The 16,602-nt window shown below is 65.1% G+C and carries 16 protein-coding genes; 12 read left to right on the forward strand and 4 right to left on the reverse strand.

What is annotated here, in order from left to right; all coding sequences use genetic code 11:
• Window positions 1-164: 164 nt before the first annotated feature.
• Window positions 165-794, reverse strand: coding sequence for an SACE_7040 family transcriptional regulator (locus AC1DJB_RS15370; RefSeq protein ID WP_059387833.1), 630 nt, complete (start codon window positions 792-794; stop codon window positions 165-167).
• Window positions 795-944: 150 nt separating this feature from the next.
• Here AC1DJB_RS15370 and AC1DJB_RS15375 point away from each other — a divergent pair, with 150 nt between their 5' ends.
• Genes AC1DJB_RS15375 through AC1DJB_RS15405 form a run of 7 tightly spaced genes read left to right on the forward strand, consistent with a single transcriptional unit; the run spans window position 945 to window position 8,706 of the window.
• A complete protein-coding gene (locus AC1DJB_RS15375) occupies window positions 945-2,552 on the forward strand; it encodes a carboxyl transferase domain-containing protein (protein ID WP_441433200.1) in 1,608 nt (535 codons plus the stop codon).
• 4 nt (window positions 2,553-2,556) lie between these two features.
• Entirely contained in the window at window positions 2,557-4,650 is a 2,094-nt protein-coding gene (locus AC1DJB_RS15380; RefSeq protein ID WP_476910562.1) for an acetyl/propionyl/methylcrotonyl-CoA carboxylase subunit alpha, read from the forward strand.
• Window positions 4,651-4,652: 2 nt separating this feature from the next.
• Window positions 4,653-5,816, forward strand: a complete 1,164-nt coding sequence (locus tag AC1DJB_RS15385; RefSeq protein WP_441433202.1) for an acyl-CoA dehydrogenase family protein — start codon at window positions 4,653-4,655, stop codon at window positions 5,814-5,816.
• 19 nt (window positions 5,817-5,835) lie between these two features.
• Window positions 5,836-6,603: a CoA transferase subunit A gene (locus AC1DJB_RS15390; protein ID WP_441433203.1), complete on the forward strand. Its 768-nt coding sequence runs from the start codon at window positions 5,836-5,838 to the stop codon at window positions 6,601-6,603.
• Between the two features lie 2 nt (window positions 6,604-6,605).
• The gene (locus AC1DJB_RS15395; RefSeq protein ID WP_284989369.1) at window positions 6,606-7,358 is read left to right on the forward strand and encodes a CoA transferase subunit B; all 753 of its coding nucleotides are present in this window, start codon (window positions 6,606-6,608) and stop codon (window positions 7,356-7,358) included.
• Window positions 7,355-7,873 (forward strand): MaoC family dehydratase, encoded by a 519-nt coding sequence (locus AC1DJB_RS15400; RefSeq protein ID WP_059387831.1) that lies wholly within the window; start codon window positions 7,355-7,357, stop codon window positions 7,871-7,873. The genes AC1DJB_RS15395 and AC1DJB_RS15400 overlap by 4 nt, the downstream gene beginning before the upstream one ends.
• On the forward strand, window positions 7,870-8,706 hold the full coding sequence (locus AC1DJB_RS15405; protein WP_307053518.1) for an HpcH/HpaI aldolase/citrate lyase family protein: 837 nt from the start codon (window positions 7,870-7,872) through the stop codon (window positions 8,704-8,706). The genes AC1DJB_RS15400 and AC1DJB_RS15405 overlap by 4 nt, the downstream gene beginning before the upstream one ends.
• Window positions 8,707-8,721: 15 nt before the next feature.
• On the opposite strand, the gene AC1DJB_RS15410 is transcribed toward AC1DJB_RS15405, so the two are convergent.
• Window positions 8,722-10,188, reverse strand: coding sequence for a lipase maturation factor family protein (locus AC1DJB_RS15410; RefSeq protein WP_441433204.1), 1,467 nt, complete (start codon window positions 10,186-10,188; stop codon window positions 8,722-8,724).
• 38 nt (window positions 10,189-10,226) lie between these two features.
• Here AC1DJB_RS15410 and dxr point away from each other — a divergent pair, with 38 nt between their 5' ends.
• The 5 genes from dxr to AC1DJB_RS15435 are packed head-to-tail and all read left to right on the forward strand — an operon-like array spanning window position 10,227 to window position 15,163.
• Complete coding sequence (dxr, locus tag AC1DJB_RS15415; protein WP_332603275.1) at window positions 10,227-11,411, forward strand: 1-deoxy-D-xylulose-5-phosphate reductoisomerase; 1,185 nt, start codon at window positions 10,227-10,229, stop codon at window positions 11,409-11,411.
• A 17-nt stretch (window positions 11,412-11,428) separates the two neighbouring features.
• Window positions 11,429-12,760 carry a M50 family metallopeptidase gene (locus AC1DJB_RS15420; RefSeq protein WP_059387828.1) on the forward strand — a complete coding sequence of 444 codons (1,332 nt, stop codon included), beginning with the start codon at window positions 11,429-11,431 and terminating at the stop codon, window positions 12,758-12,760.
• 32 nt (window positions 12,761-12,792) lie between these two features.
• Window positions 12,793-13,086, forward strand: a complete 294-nt coding sequence (locus AC1DJB_RS15425; RefSeq protein WP_284989364.1) for a YciI family protein — start codon at window positions 12,793-12,795, stop codon at window positions 13,084-13,086.
• Window positions 13,087-13,146: 60 nt separating this feature from the next.
• Window positions 13,147-14,313 (forward strand): flavodoxin-dependent (E)-4-hydroxy-3-methylbut-2-enyl-diphosphate synthase, encoded by a 1,167-nt coding sequence (gene ispG, locus AC1DJB_RS15430; RefSeq protein ID WP_013600504.1) that lies wholly within the window; start codon window positions 13,147-13,149, stop codon window positions 14,311-14,313.
• Window positions 14,276-15,163, forward strand: a complete 888-nt coding sequence (locus AC1DJB_RS15435) for a GNAT family N-acetyltransferase (protein WP_284989397.1) — start codon at window positions 14,276-14,278, stop codon at window positions 15,161-15,163. Before ispG ends, AC1DJB_RS15435 begins: the two co-directional genes overlap by 38 nt.
• A gap of 66 nt (window positions 15,164-15,229) precedes the next feature.
• Here the strand turns inward: AC1DJB_RS15435 and AC1DJB_RS15440 are convergent, their stop codons facing one another.
• Together AC1DJB_RS15440 and AC1DJB_RS15445 are read right to left on the reverse strand one after the other, a co-directional pair.
• On the reverse strand, window positions 15,230-15,853 hold the full coding sequence (locus AC1DJB_RS15440) for a TetR/AcrR family transcriptional regulator (RefSeq protein WP_441433205.1): 624 nt from the start codon (window positions 15,851-15,853) through the stop codon (window positions 15,230-15,232).
• Window positions 15,850-16,593: an ABC transporter permease gene (locus AC1DJB_RS15445; protein WP_307053541.1), complete on the reverse strand. Its 744-nt coding sequence runs from the start codon at window positions 16,591-16,593 to the stop codon at window positions 15,850-15,852. Before AC1DJB_RS15445 ends, AC1DJB_RS15440 begins: the two co-directional genes overlap by 4 nt.
• Window positions 16,594-16,602: the final 9 nt, after the last annotated feature.

Genomic DNA, 16,602 nt, shown 5'->3' on the forward strand with positions numbered 1-16,602 from the left:
ATATCAGTCTGACACTGCAGTCGAACACAAGACCCGCCAGCACACCCACCACACCCGGACAGCACCCCAACGGAAAGCGGCCCCCGACACCAAAACCGGGAGCCGCTCACCACTGCCTCTTGACAACAGCTTCTACATATCAGTTGGGCCTTGCTAGCGGAAGGCTAGCGCACCGTCAGGGCGGCCAGGGCCATGCGTTCAAGGATGGGCCGGGCACTCTTGACGGCCATGCGTCGACCATGGTGCCGGACCGAGTGCGGCGTCGAGTTGATGAGGCCGAAGGCTGCGTGCGCGCGGACCCGGAGCTCGGCAGGATCCGTGTCCGGATGCAGTTCGCCGAGCACCCCCACCCACAGTTCCACATAGTTGCGCTGCAGTGTGCGGACTTCGGCCTGGTCGGCGTCGCTGAGGTTGCTGAAGTCGCGGTCCTGGACCCGGATGACATCGGGATTGCTGAGGGCGAAGTCCACGTGGAACTCCACCAGTCCGCGCAACGCAGCTTCAGCGTCGGCGGCTTCGGACACCACGGTGCGGCCGCCGTCGAGAAGATTCCGGCTCACACTCAACAGCAGCTCGGCGAGCACGGCTTGTTTTCCTGGGAAGTGCCGGTACACCGCAGGTCCGCTGACTCCTGCCGCGGCCCCCAGGTCCTCAAGGGACACGCGGTTGAAACCATCGGCGGCGAACAACCCGGCTGCGGCGGTCAGGAGGGCCTTGCGCCGTGTTTCCTTGGCTTGGCTCCGCTGGGTCGGTGCTGGGCCGTCCTGCTGGGAGCTCCGCTGGAAAGTGACCACAATTCCTCCTTTTGCACGCGTCCACTTCAGCGCCGGTACCGGGCGGGCCCCGTGTCGGGGTGATGGACAACACAGTTAATAGAGACTAACCTAAATTCCAGTTATGCGGTACTAACTGAGATGGCCATTGGCCGGGATGGGACACAGTCGATGGAGACACTCGCCAGCCAGCTGGATACCAGCAGCGATCAGTTCGCGGCCAACGCGGAAGCGCAGCTGTCCCTGGTTTACGAGCTGAAGAAGCGCCTAGCGGTGGCCGCCCTGGGTGGCCCGGAGAAGTCGCGCGAGCGGCACATCTCCCGGGGCAAGCTGTTGCCGCGCGAGCGCATCAACTACTTGCTGGACGAGGGAAGCCCGTTCCTGGAGATCGCCCCGCTGGCGGCCAACGGGATGTACAACGACGACTCCCCGGGTGCCGGAGTGATCGCGGGGATCGGCTTGGTCCATGGCCGCCAGGTGATGGTGGTGTCCAACGACGCCACGGTCAAGGGCGGAACGTATTACCCGATGACGGTGAAGAAGCATCTCCGGGCGCAGGAAATCGCGCTGGAGAACAGGCTGCCGTGCGTCTACCTCGTGGATTCCGGGGGAGCGTTCCTGCCCAAGCAGGACGAGGTGTTCCCGGACAAGGAGCACTTTGGCCGGATCTTCTTCAACCAGGCCAGGATGTCAGCGGCGAAGATCCCGCAGATCGCCTCGGTCATGGGGTCCTGCACGGCCGGTGGCGCTTACGTTCCCGCCATGAGCGACGAAACCGTCATTGTCCGCAACCAGGGCACCATTTTCCTTGGCGGCCCGCCGCTGGTGAAGGCCGCCATCGGTGAAATCGTCACCGCGGAGGAACTCGGCGGCGGCGACGTGCACTCGCGGATTTCCGGTGTGACGGACCACCTCGCCGAAAACGACGAGCACGCCCTGCAGATCGTCCGCGACATCGTCTCCACCCTGCCCAAGCCTGAGGCCCCTGCCTGGGACGTGGACACCGCCGTCGAGCCCGTGGTGGACCCGGGCGAGATCTATGGTGCCGTTCCAACGGACGTCAACGCCAAGTACGATGTCCGGGAAGTCATCGCCCGGCTCGTGGACGGCTCGAGGTTCCACGAGTTCAAGAAGAACTACGGCACCACCTTGGTGACGGGGTTCGCGAAGCTGCACGGCCACCCTGTGGGCATCGTGGCGAACAACGGTGTGTTGTTCAGCGAGTCCTCCCTCAAGGGCGCGCACTTTATCGAGTTGTGCCACCAGCGCGGCATCCCCTTGGTTTTCCTGCAGAACCTCTCCGGCTTCATGGTCGGCAAGGACGTCGAGCAGGGCGGCATCGCCAAGAACGGCGCCAAGATGGTCACCGCCGTCGCCACCGCCCGCGTGCCCAAGCTGACGGTGGTGATCGGCGGTTCCTTCGGTGCCGGAAACTACTCGATGTGCGGCCGCGCCTACTCGCCGCGCTTCCTCTGGATGTGGCCGGCGTCCCGGATCTCGGTGATGGGCGGGAACCAGGCCTCGAGCGTGCTGGCAACCGTCAAGCGTGACCAGTACGAGGCCCGCGGCGAGGAATGGTCCGCCGAGGACGAGGAAGCCTTCAAGGCCCCCATCAGGCAGCAATACGAGGACCAAGGCAGTCCCTACTACTCCACCGCCCGGCTCTGGGACGACGGCATCATCGACCCCGCTGACACCCGGCGCGTCCTGGGCATGGCCTTGGATACCGTCTCCCGCCAACCCCTGCCGGAAACCTCCTTCGGCCTCTTCCGGATGTGACCCCATGACCATCAACTCCTTCGAAACCGTCCTTGTCGCCAACCGCGGCGAGATCGCCTGCCGCGTCATCCGCACCCTCAAGGCCATGGGCATCCGTTCCGTTGCGGTCTATTCAGACGCCGACGCCGGGGCCCGCCACGTGCGCGAAGCAGACACGGCCGTCCGGATCGGCACAGCCGCGGCGGCGGACAGCTACCTGCGGATCGACGCCATCATCGAGGCCTGCCTGCAAAGCGGTGCCCAGGCGGTCCACCCGGGGTATGGATTCCTGGCCGAAAACGTTGAGTTTGCCAAGGCCCTGGACGCGGCAGGCATCGCGTTCATCGGCCCCGGCATTGACGCCATCGAGATCATGGGCGACAAGATCCGCTCCAAGAACCATGTCATGTCGTACGGCGTCCCCTGCGTCCCGGGTATCGCCGAACCGGGATTGAGCGACGAGGCGCTCATCGAGGCGGCGCCCGGCGTCGGCTTCCCCCTGCTCATCAAGCCCTCGGCTGGTGGCGGTGGCAAGGGCATGCACATCGTGGAGCGGCTCGAGGATATGGCGGCAACGCTGCTCACGGCCCGACGGGTGGCGGCGAGCGCCTTCGGCGACGACACCCTGTTCCTGGAACGTCTTATCCAGTCGCCCCGGCACATCGAAGTCCAGGTCCTCGCCGACAACCACGGCAACGTGATCCACCTCGGCGAGCGCGAATGTTCCCTGCAGCGCCGCCACCAGAAGGTCATCGAGGAAGCACCGTCCCCCCTGCTGGAGTCCCTCGCGAATGGGGCCGAGGTCCGGGCGCGGATCGGTGAGGCCGCCTGCCAGGCTGCCCGAAGCGTCAGGTACAGCGGTGCCGGTACGGTGGAGTTCCTCGTCTCGGACCAGGATCCGGAGCACTTCTTCTTCATGGAGATGAACACCCGCCTCCAGGTGGAGCACCCTGTCACGGAAATGGTGACAGGCGTCGACCTTGTCGAATGGCAAGTGCGCATCGCCGCAGGTGAGGTCCTCACGGTGGCGCAGTCCGACGTCGTGCTTGAGGGCCACGCGGTAGAGGCGCGAGTCTACGCGGAGGTACCCGAACGCGGGTTCATGCCATCCATCGGCGAGATCGTGATGCTCCGGGAACGGGCAAGCAACGATCCGCACGTCCGCGTCGATTCGGCCATGCTGACGGGCCTGTCCGTCAGCGGGGACTACGACCCCATGCTCGCCAAGGTCATTGCCTGGGGTCCGGACCGCAAAGCGGCGCTGGACACCCTTGACCACGCGCTGGGGGACTACACGCTGCTGGGCGTGCACACGAACGTCGAGTACTTGCGGCTCCTGGTCAACGACGACGATGTCCGCGCCGGCCGCCTCGACACCGGCTTGATCGAGCGCAAACTTGACGGGATGGAATTCCGCCAAGTGTCCGACGTCGAGTTGGTTGCCGCCGCGATGCTGGACCGTCAGGTCTTGGCTCCTGCCGGAACGGCAGGACCCTGGAACGCCGCCGACGGCTGGCGCGTCGGCGCGCCCGCACCGTGGAAGACCACAGTCGGACGTCCCGACGGCGGACTGGCCACCGTGGGGCTGACGGTGGACGCGCAGGGCTTCACCTCCCGCGTGGACAGCGGCGTCGAGCACTCTGCCGTCATGCGGCCGGGACCCTCGGGACATGCGGTGCTGGTGCTCGACGGCGTCGAGCACCCTTTCGCGCACGGCTCACCATCTTCGGAGCTTGGGACACGCGAACTCTGGCTGGGCAGCGACGGCTGGTCCTGCCGGCTGGAGATCCTGGACCGCGAAGCCCGGCTCCAACGAATCCTCGCGGGCATCCAGCGCGAAGAAGGCGCCGCGGATCCCGAAGTCCGGTCTCCCATGCCGGGAACCGTCGTCTCCGTTTCGGTGCACAACGGCGACCACGTGGAAGCGGGCGACGTCCTCCTCGCAGTAGAGGCCATGAAGATGGAACACCAGCTCGTGGCCTCTGTGTCCGGCACCGTGCACCTCAGCAGCAAGACCGGGGACCTCGTCAAGGCTGACCAAGTCCTCGCCACCATCCACGTGGCGGCGGAGCCCGCCCCAGAAGCCTCAGCAGAAAACCAGAAAGACGAGGAAGTCTAGCCATGGCAAGTTTTGAACTCACCGAGGAATACCAGGACCTGAGCGACTCCGTCCGGGAATTCGCCGACGAGGTAGTGGCGCCGGTGTCCACGAAGCACGACGAGGAACACAGCTTCCCGTACGAGGTAGTCAAGCAGATGGGTGAGATGGGTCTTTTCGGCCTGCCCTTCCCTGAAGAGTTCGGCGGAATGGGCGGGGACTACTTCGCCCTGGCGCTCGCGCTGGAACAGCTGGGCCGGGTGGACCAGTCCGTGGCCATCACCCTCGAGGCGGGTGTCTCGCTTGGCGCCATGCCCGTGTACCGCTTCGGCACCCAGGAGCAGAAGGAACAATGGCTGCCCCAGCTGACCTCGGCCGAAGCGCTCGCAGGCTTCGGTCTGACCGAGCCGGAAGCCGGCTCGGACGCCGGTGGCACCAAGACGAACGCGCACCTCGAGGACGGCCGCTGGGTCATCAACGGCAACAAGGAATTCATCACCAACTCCGGGACCGACATCACCCGGCTCGTCACCGTCACCGCCGTCACCGGGCAGCACGAACGCAAGGACGGGAGCATCAAGAAGGAAATCTCCACCATCCTGGTCCCCACGGACACACCCGGTTTCACCGCCGAAAAGGCCTACAACAAGGTGGGCTGGAACGCCTCCGACACCCACCCGCTGACACTGAACAACGTGCGGGTTCCCGAAGAGAACCTGCTCGGTGTCCGAGGACGGGGCTACGCCAACTTCCTGTCCATCCTGGACGAAGGCCGCATCGCCATCGCCGCGCTTGCCACCGGCGCGGCCCAGGGCTGCGTCGACTTGTCCGTGAAATATGCCAAGGAACGCGTGGCCTTCGGACAGAACATCGGCAAGTACCAGGCCATCCAGTTCAAGATTGCCCGCATGCAGGCACGGGCCCACACAGCCCGCCTGGCCTACTACGATGCGGCCGCGAGGATGCTGGCCGGCAAGCCGTTCAAGACCGAAGCGGCCATCGCTAAGATGGTCGCAGGCGAGGCAGCCATGGACAACGCACGGGACGCCACCCAGGTGTTCGGTGGCTATGGCTTCATCAACGAATTCACGGTGGCACGGCACTACCGCGACTCCAAGATCCTGGAAGTCGGGGAAGGCACTACCGAGGTCCAGTTGATGCTCATCGCCCGCGAGCTGGGCCTTTAACCGTCAGGGAAGGTAAACGATGATCGACAAAGTTGTTGCCAGCGCCGCGGAAGCGGTGAAGGACATCCACGACGGTGCCTCTCTCGCCGTCGGCGGGTTCGGCCTGTGCGGTATCCCGGTGGCGCTGATCGATGCGCTCCACCATCAAGGCACCAAGGACCTTGAAACAGTCAGCAACAACTGCGGCGTGGACGACTGGGGCCTGGGCATCCTGCTGAAGGACGGACGGATCCGCCGGACCATCAGTTCCTATGTTGGTGAGAACAAGGAGTTCGCGCGGCAGTACCTCGCCGGTGAACTGGAGGTGGTCCTCACCCCGCAAGGTACCCTCGCCGAGAAACTGCGCGCCGGCGGGGCCGGAATCCCCGCGTTCTTCACGGCGGCCGGCGTCGGGACGCAGGTTTCGGAAGGCGGTCTGCCGCAAAAGTACGACGCCGACGGCAACGTGGCGATCGCATCCTCACCTAAGGAAGTGCGCACCTTCAACGGGGCGGACTATGTCCTGGAGGAATCCCTGACACCCGATTTCGGACTGGTCCACGCCTGGAAGGGGGACCGTCACGGGAACCTCGTCTTCCACGCGACGGCTATGAACTTCAATCCACTGTGTGCCATGGCGGCCCGGATCACCATCGTCGAGGTCGAAGAGCTTGTGGAACCCGGCGAACTCGATCCGCAACATATCCACACCCCGGGCATCTTCGTCCAGCGGGTCGTTGTTGCACCGGACACGGAGAAACGCATCGAAAAGCGGACCGTCGCGTTGACCCGGCAGGCAGGAGCGTAGCCATGGAATCGAACATCACCCAGGATGTGCCGCCGCGTCCCGAGGCCGTCAGGCACGAGTACCGCCGCGCCGGCGCCGAGCACCACGAGGGCAAGGGCTGGACGCGGAACGAACTCGCCGCCCGCGTAGCCCGCGAACTCACCAACGGGCAATACGTCAACCTGGGGATCGGCATGCCCACCCTGATCCCCAACTACATCCCCGAGGGCGTCGAGGTGATCCTCCATTCCGAGAACGGGATACTGGGCGTCGGCCCCTACCCGGCCGAGGACGCGGTGGACCCGGACCTGATCAACGCCGGCAAGGAAACGGTCACAGTCAACGCGGGCGCCGCGTTCTTTGACTCGGCTACCTCGTTCGGCATGATCCGCGGGGGCCATGTGGATGTCGCCGTGCTGGGGGCCATGGAGGTCGCGGCCAACGGGGACCTGGCCAATTGGATGATCCCCGGCAAAATGGTCAAGGGCATGGGCGGCGCCATGGACCTGGTCTTCGGCGCCAAGCGGGTGATCGTGATGATGGAGCACGTGGACCGCAACGGCAAGCCCAAGATCGTCAAGGAATGCTCGTTGCCCGTCACGGGGAAAGGCTGCGTGGACCGGATCATCACCGACCTCGCCGTGATCGACGTCGTCTCCGAAGGCGGGGCCTCGAGGCTCGTGCTGCGCGAGCTGGCACCGAATGTCTCGGCCGAGGACGTGGCCGCGGCGACCGGCGTCGAGCTCTTCGAAGAGGACCAGGAGTTGACTGTATGACGGCGGACGCTGAACCCCGCGTAGTCGAGCAGCGGGGGATGTACTTCGACGAACTCGAGGAAGGCGTTGTGTACGCCCACCGGCCCGGGCGGACCGTCACCGAAACGGACAACGTCCTGTTCACCACGTTGACCATGAACACCCAGGCCCTCCACCTGGACGCGGCGTGGAGCGCCAAACAGCCCTTCGGGCAGAGGCTCATGAACTCGATGTTCACGCTGTCCACCATGGTGGGACAGTCCGTCACCCAGCTGACCCAGGGCACCATCATTGCCCAACTGGGCCTCACGGACGTCTCATTCCCGCACCCCCTCTACCACGGCGACACCCTCTACACGGAGACGGTCATCATCGGGAAACGGGAGTCGTCGTCGCGTCCCGGGCAAGGCGTGGTGACCATGAAACATACCGGCCGCAACCAGGACGGCACTGTGGTGGCACTGGCGACGCGGGCCTGCCTCATGTGGAGCCGGACAGCGCATCTGGAGGCGCAACAGGGGACAATCAATACATGACCTTCACCATGGGCCCCGCTTTGCTTTTCTGCCCCGCCGACCGGCCGGAACGGTTCCAAAAGGCCGCTGAGCGTTCCGACGCCGTCATCGTGGACCTCGAGGATGCTGTCGCGCCTGCAGATAAGAAGCGGGCCCGGGGCGCGATCCTCGCCCAGCTCGGCTCAGGCGGCGAGACCGCCGAACTCGACCCCAGCCGCACGATTGTGCGCGTCAATCCGGTGGGCACCCCGGATTTCGAGAAGGATCTGCACTGCCTGGCGCATACTCCTTACCGCACCATCATGCTGGCCAAGGCCGAGACCGCCGAACAGTTGAAAGCACTCGAGGGATACCACGTCATCGCCCTGTGCGAGACGGCCAAGGGAATCGTCAACGCGGCTGAGATCGCCCAGGCTCCCAACGTCGTCGGGCTCATGTGGGGCGCCGAGGATTTGATCGCCTCGATGGGCGGCACCTCCAGCCGCAAGGACGACGGCGGCTACCGCGCCGTCGCAACGCACTCCCGGTCCACCGTGCTGCTGGCGGCCAAAGCCGCAGGCAAGGAGGCCATCGACTCGGTCTACGTCGACATTCCCGATCTTGTGGGGCTGGCCGTGGAATCCGCCGACGCAGTGGCCAGCGGATTCGGTGCCAAGGCCTGCATCCACCCGAACCAGGTAGCCGTTGTCCGCGAAGCCTATGCGCCGTCGCCCGAAGCCGTCGCAGTGGCGCGGGAACTGCTTGACGCCGCGGCTGCGGCCGGAACCGGTGTGTTCCAGCACAAGGGCAAAATGGTGGACGGTCCCATCCTGAAACACGCCGAATCCACGCTGCGCAGGGCACGGCTTTCCTGAAGGGTCGCCCCGGGTCTATTGACCGCGCTGTCGTGGCTTCGGCAGCGACAACGGGGCGATGACCTCGTAGAGCTCAATCCGGATCCAGCGCTGACCCGTTTCCCGGAACTCGGCCCTCGTGGCGAAGCGGTACAGGAAGCTGCGGGCCCGCACCCAACGCGGCCGGTCGCCGTCGAACGGGTCCTGGCGCAACAAGCGCAAGGTGGGCGGATCGGCGTCGAGCAGCTTGCCCAGGAACGCGTAGAACCATTCCTCGTGCACAGTGCGCAAGGGCAGGAACCACATCAGCCAGTCGAGGCGCAAGTGGTAGGGCGCCCATTGCCGGGGGAGCCGGCGGACGTCGCCGGGCTTGCCCTTGAAGCCGTATTCGCGCCAATCTGCCTCGTCGACGGGAACGTCTGCCTGGGTGCCTTCCACCACGATTTCCACGCGGTGCCGCGTCACCGTGCCGAACGCCCCGTACGTGTTGACCAACTGCCATCGGTTGAAGCTCGCGTTCATGAGCTGCCCCCGCGAGAGCAGGTTGCGGATGGGCCAATAGCTGAGCACCAGAAGGAGCACCGTCACCGCGAGTACGACGGCGAGCCACCACACCGGGGCCTGCGGAACCGCCGCTGCCGGGTTGGTCCGTTGCGGGATGAAAGGCAGCACAGCGTGGGCAACCGGGTCGCTCACCGCAGCGAAGGCGAGCACGATCGCGGACCAATTGAGCCACGCGAAGTTTCCGCTCCCCACCAGCCAAAGCTGCGTGAAGACCACAATTCCTGCGGCGATGGTGGCCAGCGGCTGCGGGGCGAACAGGAAGAACGGCACCACCAGCTGGGCGAAGTGGTTGCCGAGCACCTCCATGCGGTGCATCGCTTTGGGCAGGAGATGCGCCTGGCGGCTCAACGGTCCGGGCATGGGCTGGGTTTCGTGGTGGTAGTACAGGGCGGTTAAATCACGCCACTCGCTTCCGCCATGGATCTTGATCATGCCGGCGCCGAATTCCAGCCTGAAGAGCAACCACACGAGCAGGACGAGGATGGTCCTGGGCGGGGGGACCTGGTCCGAACCGAGGAAGCCGACGGTGAAGCCCATTTCCAGCAGCAGCATCTCCCAACCGAAGCTGTAGAAGGTCTGGCCGACGTTGACGATCGACATGTAGAGCAACCACAAGGCCAGGAACGCGGCCAAGGGAAGCCACGGCGGGCCAAGCTGCGGCAGCCCGCCCACGAGTGTCAGGGACACGGCAAGTCCTGCGGCGCATACGGCGCGGAGCAACGTGTCCGAGTACTTCCAGCGGAACAGGCTGGGCCTGCGCAAGACCCTGTGGCCGTCCACATACCTCGGGACAGGCAGGAGCCCATGTTCGCCAAGGAGTGCGGGAAACTGGTTGAGGCTGGACAGGAACGCGATGAAATAGAGCGCGGCCGTGCCGCGCTGGAGCACCTGCCGGGCGAATTCATAGTCCGGCGCCTCGAACCACGAGACCCAGTCCACAAACCAACGCTACGCCTGGGGTGCGGGATACTTAAGCAATGCAGCCGCGCAAGATCATCCTCCTCGGGTCCACTGGTTCAATTGGCACTCAAGCGATTGACGTCGTCGACGCCGCCCCCCACCTGTTTGAGGTCGTGGCGCTGAGCGCGGGTGGCGGGAACCTGGAACTCATCGCGCAGCAGGCAGTCCACACCAAGGCACAGGCAGTCGGCATCGCCTACGGCGACGCCCACGAACTCCACAGACTCATCGGCGCTGCCGCCTCCGCCGCCGGACTCCGGAACTACGATCCGGCGATCATCACGGGGCCGGATGCGTCCACCAAGATTGCCGCGATCGAAGCGGACGTCGTACTCAACGGCATCACGGGGTCCATCGGGCTGGCGCCCACGTTGGCAGCACTCAAGTCCGGCGCCATCCTGGCCTTGGCGAACAAGGAATCCCTCATCGTGGGCGGTGCCCTGGTGAAGGCCGCTGCCGCCGTTGACCAGATCGTGCCCGTGGATTCCGAGCACTCGGCCATCGCCCAATGCCTCCGCGCAGGAACCGACAAAGAGGTTGGGAAACTCATCCTGACGGCGTCCGGCGGACCTTTCCGGGGCCGCAGCCGGGAGCAACTCCGCAACGTCACCCCGGCCGAGGCCCTTGCGCACCCCACATGGGACATGGGCCTCATGGTCACCACCAACTCGGCCAGCCTCGTCAACAAAGGCCTGGAGGTCATCGAAGCGCACCTGCTGTTCGACGTCCCGTTGGACAGGATCGACGTCGTGGTGCACCCGCAATCCGTGGTGCACTCGATGGTGGAGTTCGTGGACGGCTCCATCATTGCCCAGGCTTCTCCGCCGGACATGCGACTGCCCATCGCCCTCGGCCTCGGGTGGCCGGACCGCGTGCCCGGCGCCGCCAAGGCCTGCGACTGGACCAAGGCCACCAGTTGGACGTTCGAACCCCTCGACTCGGTGGCTTTCCCGGCCGTGGAACTGGCCAAGGACGCCGCGAAGCAGGGGAGCACGTTTCCAGCGGTCTTCAACGCGGCCAACGAGGAAGCGGTGGAAGCCTTCCACGCCGGGAGGATCCGCTTCACCGACATCGTGGACACGGTGGAGTCCGTCCTCAGCGAACATTCAGGATCCTTGGAGCTGACGGTGGACTCGGTGTTGGATGCTGAGAGGTGGGCACGCACGCGCACCCATGATCGTTTAGCCAACAGCACCCTTTAGGAAGCAGTACTTAAGGCATGAATCCCGTCATTCTGTTCATTCTCGGAGTCGTCTTCGTCGCGATCGGCGTGGCCGTCTCCATTGCGCTGCACGAGGTGGGGCACTTGCTTCCCGCCAAGCTCTTCAAGGTGCGCGTCACGAAGTACATGATCGGGTTCGGTCCTACCCTGTGGTCCACACGGAGAGGCGAGACCGAATACGGCGTCAAAGCGATCCCGCTGGGCGGCTACGTCGCCATGATCGGCATGTACCCGCCCAACAAGGAAGATGGCAGCGTCAGGCCGTCCAGCACCGGCATGTTCCAGACACTCGCCACCGAAGCCCGGTCCGCGGCGCACGAGGAAGTGGGCCCCGGCGACGAGAACAGGGTCTTCTACAGGCTGCCGGTCTGGAAAAAGGTCATCATTATGCTGGGTGGGCCGGCCATGAACCTGCTCATCGGCCTGGTGCTGACAGCGGTGCTGCTCATGGGCTTCGGAGTGTCCACCGCCACCACCACCATCGCCGAGGTGTCAAAGTGCCAAGTCAAGGCCGGCGAAACCGTCGATCCAAACTCGCCGAACTGCCAACTGACCCCGGCCGCGGTGGCCAAGCTCCAGCCGAACGACGTTGTCACCAGCTTTGACGGCAAGCCTGTGACGAGCTGGGCCGAGATGAGCGGCTGGATCCGGGCATCCGCCGGCAAGTCCGTGCAAATCACCGTGGACCGTGGCGGCAAGAGCGTCACCACGCAGGTTACCCCGGTGCTGTCCGCACGCCCCGTCATCGCCGACAACGGCCAGCAGGCCAAGGGCTCGGACGGCAAGCCGCTGTACGAGGAGGTCGGGTTCCTCGGCATCGGTGCGCAAACCGCCATGGTGCCCCAGCCGGCGTCGACCGTTCTTCCGATGGCCGGCGAGAACATCAAGCAGATCGCCGGAGTCATCCTCAACCTCCCCGCCAGGGTAGTCGGAGTAGCGCAAGCGGCTTTCGGCTCCGAACCGCGCGATCCCAATGGCCCCATCAGCGTCGTCGGCGTCGGCCGGGTGGCCGGTGAAGTGGCTGCCATGGATCAGGTTCCGCTGCAATCGCGCGTCAGCGCCCTCGTGGGGCTCCTCGCCGGACTGAACTTCGCCCTCGCCGTCTTCAACCTGGTTCCGCTCCTGCCGCTCGACGGCGGACACGTGGCGGGCGCGCTCTACGAGGGAGCCCGGCGTCGAATCGCCAAGCTGTTCGGCAAACCGGATCCCGGCGCTTTCGACATCGCCAAGCTCCTGCCGCTCACCTACGTCGTGGCGAGCGTCCTCATGGCCATGAGCGCGCTGCTGATCTACGCGGACATCGTCAAGCCCGTCAACCTCTTCGGCTGATCCGGATTGGGCTGGGGGGATAGGCTATCCATATGACTGTTTTCGCTGTTGAGTACGTTTACGACGCCGAGTCCGCCGAGGTGCGCGACGCGAACCGCCCCGCCCACCGCGCCTGGCTCGCCAGCCTCGCCGAGCAGGGAACCCTGCTGGCGAGCGGCCCTTACACCGACGGGGCGGGTGCGCTGCTCCTGCTCGAGGCCGCCGACGAGGCCGAGCTGAACGCCACGTTGAAGGAGGATCCGTTCGCCGCCGTCCGGGGGATTGCAGGCATCCGGACGTCGGAGTGGAACCCCGTCATCGGAATGCTCTCCGCCCACGCTTCCTAGCAGCATGACCGGCCGGGTTCCCGGCCCTACGATCCACCCATTTCAACCCAAGGAGTCCACGTGACCTCGGTCAGCCTGGGAATGCCGTCAGCCCCGCCCCCCGTTCTCGCGCCCCGCCGCAAGACCCGCCAGATCAAGGTGGGTTCGGTCGGCGTCGGCTCCGATTCACCCATCAGCGTGCAATCGATGACCACCACCCCCACCACGGACATCAACGCCACCCTGCAGCAGATCGCCGAGCTGACGGCGTCCGGCTGCGACATCGTGCGTGTCGCTTGCCCCTCCGCGGACGACGCCGAGGCACTGCCGATCATCGCCCGCAAGTCCCAGATTCCCGTGATCGCGGACATCCACTTCCAGCCGAAGTATGTCTTCGCCGCGATCGAGGCCGGTTGCGCTGCGGTGCGCGTCAATCCGGGCAACATCCGCAAGTTCGATGACCAAGTGAAGGAAATCGCGGCGGCAGCTCGCGATCACGGTACGTCCATCCGGATCGGCGTCAACGCCGGGTCCCTGGAGCCCGGCATCCTGAAGAAGTACGGCAAGGCCACCCCGGAGGCCCTCGTCGAGTCCGCTGTGTGGGAAGCGTCGTTGTTCGAGGAACACGGCTTCCACGATTTCAAGATCTCCGTCAAGCACAACGATCCCGTCATCATGGTGGCGGCCTACGAGATGCTTGCCGAAAAGGGCGACTGGCCCCTGCACCTCGGCGTGACAGAGGCCGGGCCCGCCTTCCAGGGCACCATCAAGTCCGCGACGGCCTTCGGAGCGCTCCTGTCCAGGGGTATCGGCGACACCATCCGCGTGTCCCTCTCCGCCCCGCCTGTCGAGGAAATCAAGGTCGGCAACCAGATCCTGCAGTCCCTCAACCTGCGCCCCCGCAAGCTCGAAATCGTCTCCTGCCCTTCATGCGGACGCGCCCAGGTGGACGTCTACACGCTGGCTGAGCAGGTCACGGCCGGGCTTGAGGGAATGGAGATTCCGTTGCGCGTCGCCGTCATGGGTTGCGTGGTGAACGGCCCGGGTGAGGCCCGTGAAGCCGATCTCGGTGTGGCCTCCGGAAACGGCAAGGGCCAGATCTTCGTGAAGGGCGAAGTCATTAAGACTGTCCCCGAGAGCCAGATTGTTGAGACACTGATCGAAGAGGCCATGCGTATCGCCGAAGAGATGGGGGAGGCCGATGGCGAAGATGCTGTCAAGGGTAGCCCCGTGGTTAGCGTCTCGTAGCGAGACAGCCGCCGATGGGATTTCCGTCCGGGTGCTCGGCGCTGCCGACACCCGGGCCCTTCGCGTGCTCGCGATGGAAGACCCTGTAGCGAACGTCTTCATTCTGGCGCATCTCGATTCGTCGGGGAGCGCCGCACCCACGTCCGGTGGGGCGAGCGTCTTTGGAGTGTTCGACGGCGATGCCCTGGTGGGTGCCTGCTGGGCCGGCGCCAATCTGGTTCCGGTGCAGCTGGACCCCGGGCTGGCTTCCCGCGTTGCGGCTGTTGCGCACCGGGCAGGACGCCGGTACGCCTCGATCTTCGGGCCGGCGGAGACCGTACTGGCGCTGCATTCCCGCTTGGAGCAGCTGGGCCATTTCGCCCACGAGGTACGTGCCGACCAGCCACTTCTGGCCATCTCGGGGCCACCCGCCATCGAAGCCAATCCGCAGCTCGGCTTCGGAAACATCGCGGATTTCGACCGTATCCTGCCCGCGTGCGCAGCCATGTTCGAAGAGGAAGTGGGGTATTCTCCCTTCCTCGGGAGCGAGGACTTCTACAGCCGCCGGGTGGCCGGACTGATCCGGCAAGGCCATTCCCTGGTGCACATCGACGCCGGCGGGAAAGTGAAGTTCAAAGCCGAACTCGGGGCGGTCACCGCGCAGGCCACCCAAGTGCAGGGCGTCTGGATGAACCCCGAGTTCCGCGGCCAAGGACTCAGTGCCGGGTACATGGCGGGAGTGGTTGTCCTGGCCCAGCAGTTCGCGCCGATCACCAGCCTTTACGTCAACGAGTACAACACCAGGGCGCGCGCCACGTACGAGCGGGTCGGGTTCAAACGCCTGGGAACCTTCGCCACGGTGCTGTACTGATCAACCCCGTTCTAGGCAACCCAACTAACTCGCAATAGATGTCGTTTTGAGGGCTCATAACGACGTCTAATGCGAGTTGGGAGGGGTGAGCGCGCCGGTGAGGTAGTGCTGGACGTTCGGGGCCACGAGCCGCACTACCTCGTCCTGGGAGGCCGAAGCCAGGGGTTCCAGCCGGACCACGTAGCGCATCAGCATGAGCCCCACCACCTGCGTGGCAACGAGGTTGCCACGCATCTTCGCCTCCTCCGGGGAACCGGGAAGACCCGCTGTGATCCTGGACAGGATGGTCCTCGCCACCATCTCCCGCAGCAAGGCGGTCTTGGCCTTGGAGCCGATCGTTCCCCTGACGAACGCGACAAGCCCGTGTTGTGCCGGGCTTTCCCACAGACGCAACACGGCGCGGACGATTGCTTCGGAGCGTTGCGCCGGGTCCAACGATTCGACGCCGGCCAGGACCTCGTCGGGATCAGCCGGGAGTTCGATGCTCTGGGCGAAGAGTTCGTCCTTGCCCTTGAAGAAGTGGTGGACCATGGCCGGGTCCATCTCTGCTTCGCGGGCCACTTGCCGCAGGCTCGTGCCGTCGAAGCCGTGTTCGGCGAAGAGCCGGCGCGCTGTAGCGAGGATCAGCTCGCGGGAGTCGCTCCCGCCGCTGCGGCGTCCCCGCCGCACGGGAGGCACGCCGCCGCTCATGAGGTCCGCCGTCGGAGGGTGAACGAAGCCAGGACCAAGACCCCCACAACGATCGCCGCCATGACCCCGGCATCCTGCCACATGGCCTGCGTCGCCTCGGTGTTGTCGGCGATCTGCTGGAGCGCATCGACCGAAAACGTCAACGGCAGCACATTGGAAATGCCCTCCAGGAGGCTGTTCATGTGGTCCCTGGCCACGAAGAGTCCGCACAAGAGGATCTGCGGTATCACCACCACCGGCATGAATTGCACCGCCTGGAATTCGGTCCTCGCAAAGGCCGAGCACAACAGGCCGAGCGCAACACCGAGTACTGCGTTGATGACGGCAATCATCACGACGTAACCGGGACCGCCCTTGATATCCAGATTGAAGATCCAGTAGGCCACAGCGGTTGCCACAAGGGACTGCAGGGCCGCCATGATGGAGAACGCCAACGCGTAGCCGAACAGGAGATCGGCTTTGTGGATGGGCGTCGTCAGGAGCCGTTCCAACGTCCCCGACGTCCTTTCGCGCAACATAGTGATCGACGTGACCAGGAACATCACCACAAACGGGAAAATGGCCAGCATCATGAGTCCCACGCGGTCAAACGTCCGGGGGAATCCGGGAGGCAGGGTTTCGTTCTCGAACAGATAGTAGACGCCCGTGAGCAGCAGGGCCGGAACCACCATGATGAGCGCGACGCTCCGGTGGTCGTGCCGCAGTTGTTCCAGGACCCGCCTGGTGGTGGCAAACATCATCCGTGGATT

It is taken from the genome of Arthrobacter sp. 01T428 (genome assembly GCF_056398685.1).